Here is a 19,520-nt window from a genome sequence, read left to right as displayed (position 1 = left end):
ATGGCATCGACCAGCGCCATCGGCAGCCAGCCGACCAAGATGGTGATCACGGCCTATGCCGATCCCCAATTCAAGACCAAAGTCGCCAGCGACAGCAACCCGTTCACGGTCTGGATCAATCCGGCAAGCTATAGCTATAACCGCACTGTTCAGTACAACGACCGCCAGGCGCAGGGCGCAGCAGGCGGCTCGCCCGAATTCAACCGCATTGGCGATGCCGACCTGAGTTTCGATCTGACATTCGATGCGACCGGGGTCATCCCCGTGCCCACCGGGCAGAGCTACGAAAACGGCGTGTCCGATGTGGTGAATACGTTCATCGCGCTGCTGTCGACCATCAACGGTGAAATCCACACCCCCAACTATCTGGTTGTGGGGTGGGCCGGGTTGCAGTTTCAGGGCGTGCTCACCAGCCTGAAAATCGATTATTCGCTGTTTCGCCCCGATGGCACGCCGCTGCGCGCCAAACTGTCGGTGGCCTTCAAATATTATGCCAGCGAGGCAATGCTTGCCCAGGCGACCGGATTCAGTTCCCCCGATCTGACCCACGTCGTCACGGTCGTCGCGGGCGATACGCTGCCCGCGCTGTGCTACCGCATTTATGGCGACAGCGGCTACTACGCCAAAGTCGCGCGGTTCAACCGGCTGGTAAATTTCCGCGATGTTCCCCCGGGAACGGAACTGCTGTTCCCGCCGTTATCGGGGTCGGCGTCATGACCGCGCCATCACCCGTCGATCTTGCCACCACCGTGGTGGGTTTTTCGGTGACATGCGGGGGCACCGCTTTGCCACCGTCGATCCAGATCGTATCGATCGATGTGTGGACCGGGGTAAACCGGCTGCCCAAGGCGCGGATGGTGATTTCAGACGGATCGGCGGGCGAAGAGAACTTTTCCACCAGCGATTCCGGATTGCTGGTGCCCGGCGTGACGATCACGATCGCGTTCGGCTATGGCGGCAGCGAAACCACGGTCTTTTCGGGCATCGTCTACCGCCAGGCGATTGAGGCATCCAACAACGGCCCGCCACGCCTGATCGTCGAGGCGACCGACAAAGCGATGGTGATGACGCTGGCGCGCGGCAACGCGGTCTTTTCCGACATGACCGACAGCGAGGTGTGCGAAAAATTGATCGGCGATGCCGGTCTGACCCCCGCCGTAACCGCAACCGACAGCGTCCAGACCAACGTGCAATATTACGCTTCGCCATGGGACCTGGTGATCATGCGGGCGCAGGCAAACGGCATGGTGGTGATCGCCAAGGCGGGCACGGTGACTGTGGCGCCGCCGGACACCGGGCGCGATCCGGTGCTGACGCTCACGTTTGGAAGCTCGATCCTCGATTTCCGGACCGAGATGGACGCATCGACCCAGTTCGATGGAAACGCGATCCAGAGCATAGCGTGGGACCCGGCAACGCAGACGCTGGCGACGTCATCGACCGCGCAGGCATCGGTCAGCGTGCCCGGCAACATCTCGTCGGCGACATTGGCGGGGGTATTCGGCGTATCGGAATTTGTCCAACAGACCCCTGGCCCGCTCGCCACAGGGGAATTGACGCAGTGGGCATCGGCCGAACTGATGATGTCACACTTGTCGAAAATACGGGGATCAGTGCGGTTCCAGGGCAGCGCGCTCACCGAACCGGGGTCGATAGTGACACTGGCGGGATTGGGCGACCGCTTCAACGGCAATGGCTGGGTCGCAGGCGTACACCACCGATTGGCCGAAGGGTTGTGGCGCACCACGCTCGAACTGGGCCTGTCGCCCAACTGGTTCGCGACGGTCGCGCCCAATGTCGCCGCGCCGGGTGCGGCGGGGCTGTTGCCGCCGGTTCACGGTCTTCAGGCGGCAACGGTCATGCAGATCGACGCCGACCCGGCCGGCGAATTTCGCGTGCAAGTGTCGCTACCCTTGCTGAAATCTACCGATGGGATCTGGGCGCGGCTCGGCTCGTTCTACGCATCGAGCGGGTTCGGCGCATTTTTCTACCCCGAAATCGGCGATGAAGTGATTGTCGGGTTTCTGGCCGGAGATCCACGTTTTCCGGTGGTGCTGGGCGCGCTGTACAGCAAGGCCAGGCCCCCCGCCCTGACGCCCGAGGCGGCCAACAACACCAAAAGCATCAGGACCCGCGCGAACCTGCACCTCGATTTTCTGGAAGACAGCCAGACCGTGCAAATCGTCACCCCGGGAAACCAGACCATCGTCGTTAATGACACAGACAAATCTATTACAATCAAAGATATGAACGGAAATTCGATTGTCATGGGCATGACCGGCATCGCCATCAAGAGCGCCAGCGACATCACCATATCGGCAACCGGATCGATCACCATCGGCGCCGACAGCGCGCTGAGCGCCAGTGGCACCGCCTCGGCGCAGCTCAAATCCACCGGGGTCGTCACGGTCAGCGGCGCAACCGTGGCGCTCAATCCATGAGCGGGGGCCCGACTTTGCGCCGACCAGCGGCGGGCGGGCGTGACCAACCCGGACCGAGCGCGTCCTACCCCGCGTTTCTGGGGTGCGGCTGGTCGTTTCCGCCGACGTTCGTGCGCCCCAACGCAACGGTGGTGATGGCGCAAGGCGATGTCGATATCCAGCAAAGCTTGTGGATCCTGCTGTCCACCGGGCTGACCGAGCGGATCATGCTGGCATCTTACGGATGCGATCTGCAATCGATGGTGTTCACCGCGCTGACCACAACCACCGCCAACGCCATCGCCCGCATGATCGGAAACGCGATCATCGAATGGGAACCCCGGATCACGGTCGGAAACATTGCGGTGACGGGCGCCCCGGAAGAGGAAGGCCTGCTGGCCATCACAATCGATTACCGGGTCATCCAAACCAACACGCGCAACAATCTGGTGTTCAACTATTACACGCGCGAAGCCACGCTGTCGGCACCGGCGGGATGACGATCGGTCCGGCCTCGCGTTGTCTCAACCCGGCGCTCAGCCAGCAGGACCGGGCGGCGACCGCGCCCCGGCCCGAAGCGCTGGCCATCGATGGACGCAGCCTCGCGCAATTGCTGGCATTCGGTGCGCACTACGGCTGCCTGATCCGGTTTTATGATTTGACCGATACGCCACACGGCGATTGGTCGCTGTTTTTTGGCGACGATCCGGCGGTGGCCGCGGCGATGGAGGCCGCACTCGATCTGCCCGAGATCGCGACCGCCTTGCGCGCGCTGCTGGCCGAGGCGCGGGCCATGGCCAGCGGGTATCAGCGCCATGTCGTGCGCGCGCAACTGGTCATCCACGGGTTGATCGTTATCGCCGATGCGCAACCTCTGGACGATGATGCCGATTTTGACGGGTTCCTTACCGCGCAAGTCCGGCGCATGCGGCGCGACGGGCTGGCGCTGCCGCTGCACAACTTGCACCACCACCGGCACCGTCGCGGCGGTGACGAAGACTGGCGGCGGCGTGATATCGAACTGCTCGAAGCCCTGGCGGAGGCACTGCTGACCGAATTGACCGGGCGCGCGGCGGCGGCGCAAGCCCGGCTCGAACGCCAGCTTGACCAGCGCGGCCATGCCCCGCAGGCCGCGCTGTGGATCGCATTTGTCCAACTCTATGCCAAGGCGCGCGGCGCGCTGAACCGGTTTCCCCGGCGCCTCCTTGAATTCTATTACCGCGATGTCCTGCGCCAAAACCACCGCGATGCGGTCCCGGCGCAGACTTATCTCGCGTTCGGTCTGGCCAAAGGTGTGACCGAGGCCTCGGTTCCCAAAGGCACGCGGTTTCTTGCCGGAACCGACAGCGCGGGTCGGACGATCGGCTATGCCGTGCGTGAATCGCTTGCCGTTACGCCGGCGGTGGTCACCGGATTGAGCGTGCACCGCGTATCGTCCGACGATACCGGCCAGACCGGCGTTCTGGTCGGTACCGCAGATCCTGACGATCCCGCGTCGTTCCCGGTTTTCGGCGGCGATCAACCTGGCAGTTTCGGCGCGATCAGCATGCAGGCATCGGGACTGGGATTTTCGCTGTCGAGCGACGTGCTGATGCTGGCCGGCGGCCAGCGCGATGTTGTGGTCACGCTGGCCTCGGCGGCTTTGCCCGGGACCGCAACCGCCGTCGTCGCCCCCGTCGAAGGCCAGTGGTTCGCAATGCAATATTCGACCGCGGGCGGCTGGATGCAGGTTGAAGCGTTGCAATTCGCCGCCGCCGGGCTGGGCACCGGTCAGGAAACCTTGCAGTTGACGTTCCGCTTGCCGCCTGTCGCTCCGCCACTGGTGGCCGTGACGACAAAGCCCGCCCCCGGCGCCCCTACGCCCGATCAACCCGCCAATGCGTTCCCCGGCCTGACCGACGCCCCGACGCTGATCGTTCAGTTGCTTGCCCCATCGACCGGCGCCGCGGGTGCGCCCAGCGTCTATCAAGTGCTCAGCCAGATCCGCATTGCAACGATCAGCATCAATGTCGCGGTCGCGGGACTCTTGCCCGAAAAACTGGCGAGTTCGGGCGGCGCGATCGATCCGGCGCAGAATTTTCCGATATTCGGCATCACGCCGGTCCAATCCTCATCGCTGGCGATCTCGGCGACCGAATTGTTCGTGAAAGTGCCCACCAGCCTCGAACTGGTGATCGATTGGGCGGGCCGCCCGATGAACAGCACCGGTTTTGCGGGCTGGTACAGCGACTACACCGTCAATCTCGACGGGGGAAACCCCGGCCTGCCGCTGTTCGACAACACCACATTTCGCGCCGGCCTCGCCCCGGCGCAGCCGGGCCCGTGGACCACGGCACAATCCCAGCCGCTGTTCCTGTTTCAGACCGACGGCAGCAGCACCGCCGCCGATGGCGCGGGGCCTGCAGCGGTGGCGCCGCTTTGCGCGCAATCAGTGCTGGCGCTGTCGGGCATTGCCCCGGCCGATCCGCCCCCGCTCTATGCCGATCCGGCCGCCAACACGCTGCAACTCGTGCTGGCTGCGCCCGCTTATGCCTTTGGCAACACGCTCTACGCGCGCAACCTGATGGCCGCGTCTGCCGCCAATGCCGAAACCATCCGTAACAGCAAGGGCAACACGCCGACCACGCTGATGGCGAACGCCGGCGATGCGATTGCCGCAGCGCCCGACGCTGCATTTCCCGCGACCACGCAAAAAACCCTCTCGTCAACGGTTGCGGGTCTGCAAACACACGCGTTCACCGCATTCCACAGCGCGATATCGGCAAGCGCGGCCGATGGCGACACGCAAGGCCACTCGCTCGACGCGCTGAAAGCCGCGCTGACAGGGGTTACGCCGCCGGGGCTGTGGCAACGCCTGCGCGGCAACATTCCGGCCATCGATCCCGCAGGCGTAACCGGGGGCCTGTCGAACTGGCTGGAAAGCTGGCGCGATCGGCTGACGCCACCATCAGGCAACCGCGCGCTCCAGGTGGGCGAGCGCCTGTTGCAGACCGCGTCTGCGCTCGGCGACGTATGGGCGGCGGCATCGGGCGACCCGGTGCCGATAGCGCGCGGGCTGATCGGCACGGCGCTGCAATCGGGGCAGAAAACGGTACAAACCGCCACCGCGACAACGGTTCTGCCCAATCCGCCTTGGCTGCCGATGGCCTCGGCGGTGCAAATCAACTATGCTGCCGGCGAACGCAGCGATGCGGTAGATGCGGCGACGCTGGGCACCAACGGCACGCTGATCCACCTCAACGCGTTTGGTCAGGCGGTCCCGGCCAAAGCTCCGCCGGACAGCGCAGTGGCCGGTATCTGGCTCTTGCCCGAAGTCAGCGGCGCGGCCGCACTCTACATCGACTTGTCGCACGCAGTCGATGCGGTAACGCTGCTGTTCGTGCTAGAAGCCGGCCCCGACGGGTGGTCGACCGGACGATCCGACCTGACCTGGCAAAAACAGAGCGGCGGCCATTGGCTACCGGTCGAACTGGTCGGCGATACCACCGACGGCTTGCGCAACACCGGGATCGTGCGCTTGCAAGTGGCCAATGCGCAACCGGGGGATAGCGGCCCGGCATCGCGGCTGCGCGCGGTGCTGGATGCCCGCTGCACCAACAGCGCCTGCATCAAAAGCGTGACCACCAATGTTACCATCGCCGACTGGGTCGGGCCGGGCGGCGCAGATGGGCTGGGCACGCAGATGCCCGCCGGAACGATTGCCAAAAGCGAACGCGCGATACCCGGCATCGGATCGATCCAGCAGCCGATGGCGGGGTTTGGCGGGACGCCTCCGAATGTCGGGGTTGCCTTTGACGCGTGGATGGCCGAACAGTTGCGCCACAAGGGCCGCGCGATTGCCTGCCACGATTATGCCCGCATCGCGCTGGCCGCAATCCCCGCACTGTGGCAACTGGCCGTGATCCCCGCCACCGACGAAGCCACCGGCCGACCCGCGCCGGGGCGAGTGTGGCTGGCCGCGGTCGCCGGGCCGCAGACCCCCAACATCGCCGACCCGACGACACCCGAAGTCGATGCCGCCACGTTGCAGAACATCGGCCGGATCGTCGGGACCATCGCTTCGCCGTTTGCGCGTTTGCAAGTGACCAATCCGCCGTGGACCCGCATTTCGGTCACCGCGACGCTGACGTTCACCGACGACGATACGGCCTTTGCATGGGAAGCGCGGCTGCAAGACGAACTGGTGCGCTGGCTGTCGCCCTGGCCCGATCCGCAGTTGCCCCCGCGCGATGCGGCGTATTGGACGCGCCAGGCCATCGCCGAATTCATCCGCAATCGCCCATATGTACAGGCGATTGTCCATCTGTCGCTGCATCACGACCGCGATCCGGGGCAAGGCTGGCACTATTTCACTTCGGCGCGGGCGCACGAACTTTGTGCCTTCACGCCGCCGGTCGATGCCCGAACGCCGGCGAGCGCATCATGACCGATCCGGCAGGCACCATCGACCGCGCCACGCAGACCGAGCCGGGGGCCGCCTATCACGCGCTGGTGGCCGATGCGATAGCGATGATCCAGACTTTGGCGGGCGATGTCTGGACTGATTACAACTATTCCGATCCCGGCGTGACGATCCTTGAACAGCTCGCTTATGCCTTGACCGAATTGCCCTATCGCGCGCTGCTGCCTGTGGAGGATCTGCTGGCAGGGCCCGATAGCGCGCGCCTGGCTCTGCGCCGGCATGCGATGTACCCCGCGTGGTCGATTCTGCCGTGCAACCCGGTCACGCTGTCCGACTGGCGCCGCCTGCTGATCGACCGGGTGCCCGGGCTCGCGAATATCTGGCTGGTCCCGCTGGGCACGACCGACGACGATCCGGCGCCGCAGGGGCTCTATGCCATCCGCGTCCTGGCCAAGCGCGAAGGCGGTGAGGAGGCAGCGCTGATCGAACGCGTGCGGCGCTGTTTCGTCGCCCACCGCGGGCTGGCCGAAGATGTCGAACGCATCGATGTGCTCACTCCGATCGATACCGTAGTCGAGGCCGCAATAGAGATCGCCCACGACACCGATCCCGATGAAGCCCTGGCGCAAGGCCTGTTCGCGCTCACGCTGACATTGGCCCCTGAACCCACCCGAATTGGGTTGGCCGACTGGCGGGCGCGGCACCAGGAAACGACGGCGGTGTTTTCCGGCCCGCTGATGCTGCGCGGGTTTATCGAAGACGATCAGTTGAAGCCGGCGCCCACAGGCTTCACCGTCGAATTCCTGGCCGAAGTGCTGGGCGCGGCGCCGGGCATTCTGGCGGTTGATGCGCTGACTGTCCGGCTGGACGGGCAGGCGGACGCGTTTGCCGGGGCCGCGCCGATCCCGGTGCCCGATGGCGCGTTCCTGCATTTGTGGACACGGCCGCTCGCGCATGGCCGATTTTCGATCACGATCACGCGTATGGGCGCGCGCATTGTGCCCGATGCGGCGCGCGTGGAGCGAAAGCTCGAGGGCTTGTGGACGGTCCATCGCAAGACCTGGGCGCTGCGCGGCGATTATATCGCGGCTTATCCCGGCCCGATCGGCGACCATGTCGATCTGGCCGCCTATACTTCAGTCCAGACCCAGTTCCCGCTGATTTACGGCATTGGTGAGAACGCGCTGGCCGATGGCGTCGGCGCGGCGCGAAGCGGCGCGGCCAAGCAGCTCAAAGGCTATCTAATGGCGTTTGACCAGTTGCTAGCTGACTATTTCGCGCAATTGGCGCTGCTGCGCACGCTGGTTTCGATCGAGGCGGGGGGCCCATCCGGCCCCACTTATGCCTGGCAATCGTTGCGACCGATCGTCCCCGATGTGGCGCCGCTGATCAGCCGCAACTATGAACTGCACATGGCCGAACTCGTCGGCAAGACCGATCCGGTGGAACGGCGGCGGGGCGAAGTGCTCGATCTGTTGATGGGCATGCTCGGGCTCGATTGGGTCATGCCGCTGTCAACCGCATCCCCGACAAATCTGCATGCCCGGGACCACACTTGGGCGCAGATCGCGGCGCAGCAGGCAATGTTGCGCCGCGCGGTGCCCGCAACGCGCGATCGCGGGCGGGGGCTCGATTATCTGCGCCACCGCCACCGGGCCGTCGCCGGAACCGAATGGGCCAGCCGCATCGAACTCGGCCTGATCGACCGCGAACATGAGGTGGGCGAGGTCTGGCCGTTCGCGCAGGGCGCGCCGGATGCCATCATCGACTTTCGTTATCCGCCGCACCTGTGGGAACCTGCCGAAGTGCTGTTCGTGCTCGTCACGGCGGAAGATTTGGCGATCGAAGGCGGCGCGCAAGATGCCGATGATCTGAGCTTTCTGGCCGGTCGGCGGATCGTGCCCGAACTGTTGCTGGTGACGCACCATGCCGATGCCTATCGGATCGGCTATCGCGACGATTTAGGGAAACATTCGCTCGCCTGCCGCGACCCCGACGGGCAATGGTGGTTGGTCGCACGGGTCGATCGTATGGAAACTGCGCTGCGGCTGTTGCGCGCCTTGCGGCTGGCGGCCGATCGCCAGTGGCGCGACCGGCTGCATCTGGTCGACTGGATCCTGTTGCGCCACGGCGCCGGGGTGAATGGCGACGCCGGCCGCTTTGGCATGCATGTGACCGCTGTCCTGCCCATGCATCCCCTGCCGGAACCGGGCGACGGCGATGCCGCGTGGGAAATGCGCGCGACGACGGTCCTGCGGGCCAACACGCCAGCACATATCGCGCTCGATTGCCTGTTTCTCGGCCGTGCCGCCATGGCCGAGTTCGAATTGCTCTATGCCGCATGGCGACTGGCCCTGGGCTGTCGCGGTCAAAGCCGTCTGGCCCGTGCCAGCCGCCGGCTTGACCGGTTTCTGGCAAAGCACTTGCCGCCCGTCGCCAAACACGATCCCGACCCGCCGCCCGCGCCGCCGCCTCCGCCCGATCCGGCGCCACCGCCAGCACCGCCACCGCAAAACGCGCTACCGGTGCCGGTGACGCTGGCGATTCCCGACCGGACCGATCCCGACGAAATACCGACTGACGCCCCTGCGGAAATGTCGCTTTTGCAAAGGTTGGAAGGGCTGGCCCAACGCCTTATCAGCCCCGTTCTCCGGCTGATCGGATCGTTGAGGCCGGGCCTACAACCCGGCGCGGCCCCCACCGCGCTGCTTGCCGCGCCCCAACCCGCCGCGCCCAAACCGGTGCAGCCGTCACACCCCGCACGCCATGCCGTCGCGGCACCACCGGGCGCGCGCGGTTTCGATTGCGATAGCGTCCTGGCGGTCAGTGGTCGCGCGGCGGCGTTCAAGGCACAGGGTTTCACTTTTGCGGTTCGCTATCTGGCGCGCGAAACCCCCGGCGTCGACGATCTGAGCGCCGCTGAAGCGACCGCCATCCTCGATGCAGGGCTGGCGTTGATGGCGGTGCAACACGTCACGCCCGGCGTCTGGCACCCAACGCCGCCGCTTGGCAACGCCTATGGCGCATCGGCGGTACGCCAGGCCCGGGCCTGTGGCCTGCCGCAAGGCGTGTGCCTGTGGCTCGATCTTGAAAGTGTGGCGCGTGGCACGGCGCAAACCGATATCGTGGGCTATTGCAACGCATGGTTCGCTGCCGTGCGCGCCGGTGGATTTCGTCCCGCGCTCTATGTCGGCGCCGATTGCGGGCTCGATGCCAATGCTCTGGGCACCGCGCTGGATTGCGAATTCTTCTGGCGATCAGGCAGCCAGGTGCCCGATGTCGCGGTCCATGGCTATTGCATGGTGCAGACCATCGACAAGCGTTTTGTGCTGGACACGATCGCTTACGACCTCAACGTTATCGAGCCCGACGCGAGAGGCGCGACGCCGTTCTGGGCCGTCGCGGGCACCACGCCATGACCATTTTCGTGGCGATCGCCGCTTACCGCGATGCAGATCTGGCGCTTACCATGGCCGACTGCCTGGCCAAAGCACGCTGGCCGGGCGATTTGCGGTTTGGCGTGTGTTGGCAGTTTGCGCCCGGCGATGTGCCCCCACCCGATGCGGGACCGGCCCCGATCCGGCGTATCGACGTGCCCTGGCAACACAGCCAGGGGGCGTGCTGGGCCCGCGACCGTGCGCTATCGTTGTGGGATGGCGAGACATTTCTGTTTCAGATCGATTCGCATCACCGGTTTGTCGCCGGATGGGATGCGCTGCTGATCGACCAGATCGAAGCGAGCGGCACCGATCGCCCGTTGTTGACAACATATGCCCAGGGTTTCGATCCCGAAGCGCCGCCACCCGCGGGCGGGCAGCCGACCGCGATGATGCTGCATGGCTTTACCGATCAGGGCATTGCCCATTTCGCGCAAGTTGCCCGGCCGCAATGGGTAGGTGGGCCGCCCCGGCGCGCCCGGTTTCTATCCGCGCATCTGATTTTCACGCTCGGGCGTTTTGTCGGCGACGTGCCATATGACCCCGACCTCTATTTCATCGGCGAAGAGATCAGCCTGGCGATCCGCGCCTTTACCCACGGCTATGACCTGCTGCACCCGTCGGCGCATGTCATGTGGCACGAATATTCGCGCCGCCAACGCGTGATGCACTGGCAGGACCATCAGGCCGCCGCGCGCGACACGGCAAGTCTCGACAAAGTGCAGCAATTCCTGGCGGGCAGGATAACCGGCCGGTTCGGGCTGGGCCCCGCGCGCAGCCTGGCCGAATACGAGACATATGCTGGGGTCGATTTTGCGGCCCGGCGCGCCACCCCCGCCGCGCGGCGCGGCGACGAACCCGGCCCGCCGCCGCCGCCGGGCCGGGATGTGCGTGCGCCAAGACCCTGGCATGTGCGCATTGCCGTGCCCCGGTCTGCGGTCCCGGCCGCAGCGCTCGATCGCGCGCCGTTCTGGTATGTCGGGTTCCACGACGTGGCCGGAGTCGAAGTCGCGCGCGTCGATGCGGAGGCCGATGAAATCCGGCGCTTGTGCGGTACCGGCGATGCGATGATCGCGCTGGAACGTCGGTTCATCGCCGCGCGCCCGCCGGTTCGCTGGACCATTCATCCCACCGATCGTCGTCGCCACTGGTTGCCACCGCTGGGCGGCGCGATCGAGCCCGAAAACCTGATCACGTCATGACCGGCAAGGATATCGCCATGCGGCCCGCAAAGATCCATTTCATCACCGGGTTGCGGCCCGACTTTGGCGGCATGCCGTTCAACATCGTGCACATGCTGGCCATCCTGTCGGCACGGATTACATACCCTGATCACGAGATTTTCGTGTATTATGAACACGAACCGAGCGGGATATGGTGGGATTACGCGCGCCGCTTCGTGACCGAAGTCCCAACGGTCGCGCCAACTGCGGTGTTTGGCTGTCCGGTCCGGCATTTTGCCCATGCCGCCGACGTATTGCGGCTGCAACTGCTGATCGAACACGGCGGGATCTATTTCGATACCGATACGATGGTGTGCCGCCCGATCGCCGATCTGCCCACCGACGTGGTGGTGATGGGCCTCGATGCGGGCAGCGAACATAGTGCGGTCGGGCTTAGCAATGCATTCATCGCCGCGCCGCCGGGTGCGCCGTTCCTGCGCCGGTGGTTCGATGGCTATCGCGATTTTGACGCCCGCGACTATGTCGGTCATTCGGTGAAGCTGCCCCATGCACTGGCTATGGCAGGGGAACCGGGCGTGCGGATCATGTCGCGGCTGGCGTTCTGCTATCCGCACAACGACGCACGATCACTGCACAACTTGTTTGCGCGCAGCGTCGATGTCCGCAGCAGCTATTCGATCCATTTGTGGGAATCGGTGTCGTGGCACTATATTGCCGCCATCACCCCCGAAGCGATTGCGCGCGCCGACACCACCTACAATCTGCTCGCCCGCGCGGTGCTGACCCATTTTCCCGACAGCCCGGCATCGCCAAAGCTGTGGCCGGTGCGGATCGCGCTCGATCGCGCCAGCCTGCCCCACGCGGCGATCGATCGCCCGGCATTCTGGTATGTGGCGTTTCACGACAACGACGGCGCCGAAGTGGCCCGGCTGGACGCGGATGCGGGCGAACTGGCCAGACTGGCGGCAATGCCCGGTGGTGAACTGGTGATCGAGCGCGCGGTCCCGGCGCTGCAACCGCCGCGATCGTGGACTGTGTGGCCCACCGACCGCGCGCGCCGCTGGCTCGATCCGCTACGCGGCCAGTTCGCGCGTTAACCGATTCATATCTTCCGCCCTGCTGCCCGCCACCGTAACCCGCTGGTACCGTTGGTGGGTCGGGTGCGGAGGTATGGCCACAAGCCGGTACAGCTTCGTATCAGGGCACTGTTACCGTCATTTGCGCGGGCATTTCGACAGTGATTTCGCCCAGCCAGGTGCACAGCAACGTGCACCCGGTATCGAGCGCGGGGATGCCTCCGACGGTAACCGTTGGCGTGCCGGGAATCCATGGCGCGGCCAGTGCCGGGATGCATGGTGCCGGGGTGGGCGTGCCGAGTGCGGCGGCGGTCAAGGCAATGACTTCGGGGTTGGTGGGCGCGGTGCACAGGCCGAAACTTGCCACGTTGACCATCGGCTGATTGTCGAGGATCGTGCCGCACGGCAGGCCGCAGGCGGTAACCCGGTTGACCGGCAGCACATTGAACGGCACCGGCAAGGCGCCGAAACTGCATGTCAGAATGGCGGCCGAAGTTACTTCAGGCGTGGACATGGCGGCGCACTTTCAAAACCAGAGCATCGTGCAAAAGAGTGGGAACCGATTTTTTACGCATAACGATGCGACAACAAAAATCCAGTTGTCAGCCAAAATAGCGTCCGTTCTTCAACAGCTCCAGCCTGATTCCATCGATCAGATCGGCCTGGATTACGGTTGCGGGTTGGCGGCCGACCGCCAGCAGCGCGGCATGGCGCAGCACGTTGATGATCGCCCCGCCCGCCAATTCGTGCGCGCGCGCCAATGACGCGAAATCGACATCGGCGGCCAGCGCAAACCCCGGATTGGCAAAGCTTTCCTGCCACAGCCGCAAACGGGCCGGGGCATCGGGCATGGCAAACTGGATCGTGGTCTGGAAACGGCGGGCAAAGGCTTCGTCGAGATGCGCGCTCTGGTTGGTTGCCAGTATCGCCACGCCGGGGTGCGTTTCCAGCCGTTGCAACAGATATGCGATCTGCTGGTTGGCCGCGCGATCGTTGGCGGACCGCGATTCGGTGCGTTTACCGAACAGCGCGTCGGCTTCGTCGAAAAACAGGATCCAGTTGCGATCGGTCGCTTCGTCAAACAACGCGGCAAGGTTCTTTTCGGTCTCGCCAATCCATTTCGAAACCACCCGCGACAGATCGACGCGATAAACCGGCAGGCCATAGTGTTTGCCCAGCAGGCAGGCGGTCAGCGTTTTGCCGGTGCCGGGGGGACCATGGAACAGACAACGATAGCCGGGCTTCAGCCGTCTGGCCAAACCCCATTCGCGCATCAGCGTGTCGCCGTGTTCCAGCCAGCGCCCGACCATTTCGATTTGGCGCATGGTCGGCGCATCGAGGATCAGGTCGGACCAGTCGAGCGGCGTGGTGATCGCGCTGGCGGGAAAATCGACGTTCGGCTGATGTTCGACCTGTTCGCCATAGACCAGCGTTTGCAGCCCCCGCAGCGACAGCCGCAGCACCCCGGACAGCGCAGGATCGCGCGGATCGCCGGGATCGACCGTCAGCACGCCGCGCGCGAGCAGCGCATGATGCAACAAAGCCAACGGATCGGGCGCCGACAGCGCGCCACCAAATGCCAGGAACTGGGCCGTGGCCAGGGTCGGCAGAAAACCGCGATGCGCCTGCCCCGTCGCGCCACCGAATTCGGTAAAGCCACGACCGGTCGCCGCATTGGTCAGCAGGAACGGATCGAGCCGTTCGGGGGCCAGGCTGGGCGCGGCGGCCAGCGCCAGCACCAGCCGATCGACATCGTTCAAGCCCAGTGCATGGATCAGCGCGGGATACGCCGCCGATCGATCGATCAATGGCGGCGGCGGCGGCAGTTCCACCGCGCGGCGCAGCGGCTTGTCCTGGCCAAAGGCGGCGAACCGGGCCGCAATCGCGGCATCGAGCCAGTCGAATTCGGCCGCGATGAAGCGAAGATTGTCGGCCGTGGCGGCCTGCTCTGTTCTCATCGTTACCACGTCACATAAATCGGTTCGGGCATCCAGTGGTGATAAACCACCGACAGACCCCATGGGATCTGATCCATCAGCACGTCCAGCGTCTTGCGCTGCACCTGCAGCGTCCATTTGCCGCCGGAGCACTGCAAGCGGCCTTCGCGTTGGAAAAATGTCTCCTGCAAGGCATCGATCGATGTGCGGTTCAGTGGCGGCCAATTGGCCAGCACTGCCTTAAGCATCGCATCGCACGTGGCCAGATCGCCGGATCGCGGGTCGATTGCGCGCGCCACCGGCATCGCGGGTGGAACGCCGCACAGCAGTTTGTTGAGCACCAGGTGCGGTTCGGGCCGATCGAGCCGGCCATCGACCAGAAACTGCAACAGATGGCAGGCGCGCGACAGCGCCTCGCCCGGCAGCACGCGCGTTCGGCCTTCCGCATCGGTGCCAAGCAGGCCAAGTTCGTCGAACAGTCTGGGCAAAAACGGATGCACCAGCACCAGTCCGGCATTGGCGACATAGAGCGATTGGTCGGGTTTGCCGTCGGCAGGTTCCGGCACGGGCAGTGGGGAAGCCCTGGGTGCACGCGCCGAGGCGACCGGCGGAACGGGCCTGCGCAGCACCGCCACCAGCGCAAAATGGCCGCCCGTGTCGGCCAGCCGCAGCGCGCGGGCGCGTATCCGTGCGGCCCGATCGGAATTCTCGCCCGCCATGGTGCGGATCAGGCGCGCCACGACGATTGCCACATCGACGCGTACCGACGCGGTTGCCGCATCGAACGCGGCGGCCCAGAGCACGCGCGGATCGGGCGTGCGCGCGCCGAACGGCGCGCCGTGGCGCGCCGCCGTCGTCACCAGCATGATCGCGTCGTGCAGCGTAGCCGCCACCGCAGGCGCCAGCAGATGCAACAACCGCCCCAGCCCCGGAACCGGCAGGATCGCCGCCCAGCGCGCGCGATCAGTCGCCCGCGCACGGCGTGCCAGCAGCCAGTTGATCAGGTGCCGGTCACCCGCATCGAGGCGGCTGACAAACAAGGCGCCCAGCGCACCCGCATCGGCGGCCGGCGCCGTCGCCCCGTCGAGCCAGTCGAGCAGCGCGGGCATGGTCGGCATGGTCCGACCACCAGGCGGCATCGGCGCAACGGCGGGATCGTCGGGCGACGGCAACGGATCGCCCAGCCGGTCCAACCCAACGCTGTCGCCGATCAGTGCGGACGCCGCCGCGCGCAACCGGATCGCCCGACGTTCCGCCGCGCTGCGCCCCGCCAGCACCGGCGCCAACACACCGCGATCGGATTTTGCCCAAGGCGCACATTGCGCGATCAAGCTGTCCAGCGCGGCCGGGGGCAAAGTTTGCGCCGCGCGCTGCAGTCGCGCCAGCACGATGTCTTCGCGATCGGCCGAAAACAGGCTGATCCGCTCGGCCGGACCGATCGCCATCAACGCCGAGGCACTATCGGCAAGCGGCGCGCGTCCGTCGAGCCAGGCCGCCAGCGCCTCCAGCCTGTCAAAATGCTGGCCGACACCTCGCCCCGCCGGCGGCAACGGCGGGTCGCTATCCAGCAGCAGCGCGACGATCGTGGCGCGCCACCACGAGAAATCCGCGCCTTTGCCAGCGTCAACACGTTTGCCCGGACCCAGCACCGCGATGATCTCGTCCGGCAGCAGCCAGCCCAGCAGCCGGGTCGCGATCGCTGCGGCCGCAGCTGGTGATCCGGCGCCGCGCCGCGCCTCGGCCGCCAGCCAGTCGGGGTCAGACGCCACCAGCGCGGGCAATTGCGCGCCGGCCCCGGCGGGTGAACCCGATTGAAGAAAGGCGGCGATGGCCGTGCGGTCAATTACAGTCGAACCCGCCGCTATCCCACCTACCCTTTCAAGCGGTCTCTGATTGCTGTCATCCGCGCGGTCGGCCGCGTCTGCCCCTACCACCGGCAATGCGCGCAGCAGCCTTGCGCGTAGCGTTGCCATTCGCACGGCACGCGCACCCGGCGTTGTGCGCGCCAGACTGCGTTCGAACGCCGCAATCAGCGCGGGCGCGCGCGCGCCCGCCAGATGCGCGACGAGCAGGCGAAAGTCCTGCTCGCCAAGCTGAAGCGCCTGATCGCGCGACATAGCCGGATCGAACCATGCGCCATGGTCCGGCCGCCGGCGCAATGCGGCCAGCAGTGCGGCATGCGATGCCGAACGCCCCGCTGCGACAGACTCGTTCAGCATAGCGCGCAAACCAGCCGGGCTGACGCCCGCCAGGTCGGCCAGTGCCGCCAGCACGGCATCGACCAACCGACGCAGGTCGAAGGGCGAACCCGCCGCCAGCACCGGATCGAGTACAGCCGTCCAGACCCGCACGCGCCATTCATCCCGCGCAGTCTGTACGTGAAGGCGCAACAGCGCGGCGATCAACGCGTGGATGACGAACCGATCATCGCGCAGCATCAACCGCAGCACAGATCGCAGCCCCGCATCGTCGAGTTGCCGGACCAGCCGCTCGATCGCCCACGGCCGCCGCGACAGCCGCCGCAGCATCGCCGCCAGCGCCGCACCATCGCGCATGATCGACGCCTTGATCCGGCTCGACAGATTGAAGAGGTCATCGCCATGGATGCGCGCGAGCGTGCCGCGTTCGAGAAATTCGCCAAGCTGTTGCAGGTGCCAGGGCCCTTCCGCCACCAGCCGCACATCGCCCTCACGATCGCCGTCGCCGCCCGCGCGCGCCGCATGCAGCGCGCGCGCCAGCGCCTCCGCCAAGGCATTCTCCAGCGCGGCTACCGCATCGGTTTCCAGAAAGTCCGGGCGCAAGCGACCGAGATCAAGATCGAGCGTCGCGATCTGCAAGCAACCATCGATCGGCCCCAACCGGTCGAACACCCGTTCAAGCACTTGCGGAAAAACGCGACGGGCCAACGTTTCCAGTTGCGGGCGCAGGGCCATCGCCCGATCCAGATCGGCAACCGCGACCGACACGTCGAGCTTGCCGATGCGGTGCGATTGCGCGCCCACCCTACCGCGCGGCATCGCCCACCCGGCAACCCGCGAGTCGGACATCGATGGGGAGCGCACTGCAAGCCATGGCCCTGACGCTAGCCGCCGTGCCGAGACAACACCAGACCAACGTGAAATCGGCCTATTCCCGGCCCATTTGCTTTGACAGCGGACCTCCATCGCGTAGGATGTTGGAACATCGAGGGGCATTGCGAATGGATCACCAAACCGCGCAACGGCAAGCAGAAACGCGCCCGCAGCCTGTGACCAAAGCAGCCGCCATCGCAGGCCCACACGATACCCGATTAACGAACATGCGCGCCGCGCTGGACGCGGCGCCGGTGGTTCAGCGGCTGTTGGCAATAACCCCGCCGCCCCTCCACACCGTGGCGAACCGGACCGGCCTGCCCGATCGGCTCAAGGCCGGGATCGAGGCTTTGTCGGGCATCGCAATGGACCACGTGCGGGTCCATCGCAATTCGCCCAAACCCGCGCAATTGCAAGCGCACGCTTATGCGCAAGGCAGTGAAATCCATTTGGCGCCGGGGCAGGACAGGCATTTGCCGCACGAAGCATGGCACGTGGTCCAGCAGGCGCAAGGCCGGGTGAAGCCGACCATGCAATCAAAAGGTGGTACGGCCATCAACGACGATGCCGCGCTGGAGCGTGAATCGGATGTGATGGGCCGGGCGGCACAGGCCACTTCACCGAAGCCCGCCGAACCACGCGCAAACACGTCAATCCGGCCAGGCACAGTTGCGCAACGGACCATCAACGCCGCCGCCGCGCTGCCGCCCGCGACCGTTCCGATGGCCCCTGCCCTGGTCGCGGCAGGCCCCGTAGTCGCACCCGCAGTCGCGCCTGTGGTAGCACCGGTGGACACGGTCGCCGATCGCGTGCGGCGCTTCTTGGCGGATGCGACGATGACGAATTCGGGCCAAACCGTCGCGCGAGAGATCGAAACTGCGCTGTGGGAAATTGACCCCAATGCCGGTGAAGAAGCCAGAGTCGATAATTGGCGTCGCGAACTTTACCGCTTCAAAGCGCGTATAGATGCGATCGCGGGTAACGACGCGGCGGCAGAAGCCGAAGCAACCGAATTGGTCGGCGAGATTACCAAATACACCAATTTGATCTGCAACGCGGGGGCCGTCAACGCTATTCTGAGCTGGAAGGTCAATGCCGTGCGCACGGTCGGCAATCCGGTCCGGGTTGAATATCATGGCGTGGCCATTGCTGCGCTTGTTGCACTCAACCCGAGGGGCACGGACCCGCGGCCAGTTCCCAAAAAGCCCAAAGTAAGCCTCGACCGGCATCTGTGGAACAATCTTGGACCTGGCATTGTCAGCAATGCGTTGAACACCATGCTCGTCTCGACCGTCGAAGCGCGGGACGTTCAGGCGGATATGGCCCTGATCGGAGAGCGCTATCGAGCCCTGATGAACGCAAACAAGACCGCGGATTTTCAATTCAGCCCGGTTCCTTCGCGGCAATACCAGATCGAGCATCTGACCCAACAGGAACCGCACATATTTCCGATTGGCGGCAGCGATACCGTCACTTTGTCCCAACCCGAGCATGCCGCGCTGAAACTGATCAAGGGCGCGATCGGAGGGGCACATCCGGATTGGGCAACTTTGGTGACGAACATCGCCGCCGATCAACGCCGGAACGTTCTTGCAAAGATGGCTGCGATGAAAATGTCGCAAGCCCATCGCAACAGCTTCGAGGCCGCCATGCTCGCGTTGGAACCGGCTCCCCCCGCAAAGGCGAAATCGGCCGCATCGGCACCGAAAAAGGGGGCCAACAAGAAACTCAAGAAGTGAAACAGACCGGTAAAATCGCGCCGCAGTTCACACCCTTCAAGCGGGCAGCATGGCCAGCCAATGGCTGACCGCGATCACCGCAATCCCGGCCACCACGGTCAGGTGCGGCAAATAGCCCGCGTCCGTGCGGGCACACGGTTCGGGGCGCAAGTGCAAATCGTCGAGCGTGTCTTCGAGGAAGCGGCCCTTGTCGGTGACATATTGGCGCCACAGGAATACCGGCACGATCAACGCGACACAAGTCAGCCCGGTTT

At 65.4% G+C, this 19,520-nt stretch carries 11 protein-coding genes and 1 pseudogene; 8 read left to right on the top strand and 4 right to left on the bottom strand.

The genetic code is table 11. The features are described 5' to 3' along the window. From AQZ49_RS20540 to AQZ49_RS20510, 7 genes are read left to right on the top strand one after another with little or no spacing between them, the layout of a single operon-like run. Positions 1 to 717, top strand: coding sequence for a LysM peptidoglycan-binding domain-containing protein (locus AQZ49_RS20540; RefSeq protein WP_067620504.1), 717 nt, complete (start codon positions 1 to 3; stop codon positions 715 to 717). Next, positions 714 to 2,441, top strand: a complete 1,728-nt coding sequence (gene vgrG / locus AQZ49_RS20535; RefSeq protein ID WP_067620499.1) for a type VI secretion system tip protein VgrG — start codon at positions 714 to 716, stop codon at positions 2,439 to 2,441. Before AQZ49_RS20540 ends, vgrG begins: the two co-directional genes overlap by 4 nt. Continuing rightward, positions 2,438 to 2,920, top strand: a complete 483-nt coding sequence (locus tag AQZ49_RS20530; protein WP_082701953.1) for a GPW/gp25 family protein — start codon at positions 2,438 to 2,440, stop codon at positions 2,918 to 2,920. The genes vgrG and AQZ49_RS20530 overlap by 4 nt, the downstream gene beginning before the upstream one ends. Beyond that, entirely contained in the window at positions 2,917 to 6,846 is a 3,930-nt protein-coding gene (locus tag AQZ49_RS22675) for a baseplate J/gp47 family protein (protein WP_067620496.1), read from the top strand. Before AQZ49_RS20530 ends, AQZ49_RS22675 begins: the two co-directional genes overlap by 4 nt. Next, positions 6,843 to 10,241: a DUF1906 domain-containing protein gene (locus tag AQZ49_RS20520; RefSeq protein ID WP_067620493.1), complete on the top strand. Its 3,399-nt coding sequence runs from the start codon at positions 6,843 to 6,845 to the stop codon at positions 10,239 to 10,241. Before AQZ49_RS22675 ends, AQZ49_RS20520 begins: the two co-directional genes overlap by 4 nt. Then, positions 10,238 to 11,461 (top strand): GlcNAc-transferase family protein, encoded by a 1,224-nt coding sequence (locus tag AQZ49_RS20515; protein ID WP_067620490.1) that lies wholly within the window; start codon positions 10,238 to 10,240, stop codon positions 11,459 to 11,461. Before AQZ49_RS20520 ends, AQZ49_RS20515 begins: the two co-directional genes overlap by 4 nt. Beyond that, positions 11,458 to 12,540 carry a glycosyltransferase gene (locus AQZ49_RS20510; protein ID WP_067620487.1) on the top strand — a complete coding sequence of 361 codons (1,083 nt, stop codon included), beginning with the start codon at positions 11,458 to 11,460 and terminating at the stop codon, positions 12,538 to 12,540. Before AQZ49_RS20515 ends, AQZ49_RS20510 begins: the two co-directional genes overlap by 4 nt. Before the next feature lie 100 nt (positions 12,541 to 12,640). Here the strand turns inward: AQZ49_RS20510 and AQZ49_RS20505 are convergent, their stop codons facing one another. The 3 genes from AQZ49_RS20505 to AQZ49_RS22445 form a co-directional block, all read right to left on the bottom strand. After that, positions 12,641 to 13,033, bottom strand: coding sequence for a DUF4280 domain-containing protein (locus AQZ49_RS20505; protein WP_067620484.1), 393 nt, complete (start codon positions 13,031 to 13,033; stop codon positions 12,641 to 12,643). 88 nt (positions 13,034 to 13,121) lie between these two features. Then, a complete protein-coding gene (locus AQZ49_RS20500) occupies positions 13,122 to 14,477 on the bottom strand; it encodes an ATP-binding protein (RefSeq protein ID WP_067620481.1) in 1,356 nt (451 codons plus the stop codon). A gap of 2 nt (positions 14,478 to 14,479) precedes the next feature. After that, complete coding sequence (locus AQZ49_RS22445) at positions 14,480 to 17,473, bottom strand: contractile injection system tape measure protein (RefSeq protein ID WP_231739348.1); 2,994 nt, start codon at positions 17,471 to 17,473, stop codon at positions 14,480 to 14,482. A 182-nt stretch (positions 17,474 to 17,655) separates the two neighbouring features. Here AQZ49_RS22445 and AQZ49_RS21975 point away from each other — a divergent pair, with 182 nt between their 5' ends. After that, entirely contained in the window at positions 17,656 to 19,266 is a 1,611-nt protein-coding gene (locus tag AQZ49_RS21975) for an eCIS core domain-containing protein (RefSeq protein WP_197411151.1), read from the top strand. Between the two features lie 36 nt (positions 19,267 to 19,302). Here AQZ49_RS21975 and AQZ49_RS22670 read toward each other — a convergent pair. Further along, positions 19,303 to 19,520: pseudogene (locus AQZ49_RS22670) on the bottom strand (amino acid permease); the annotation flags it as partial.

This window comes from Novosphingobium sp. FSW06-99, assembly GCF_001519065.1.
Taxonomy (GTDB): Bacteria; Pseudomonadota; Alphaproteobacteria; order Sphingomonadales; family Sphingomonadaceae; genus Novosphingobium.
The sequence above is the reverse complement of the archived record's forward strand: the minus strand, read 5'-3'. Positions and strand labels throughout refer to the sequence as shown.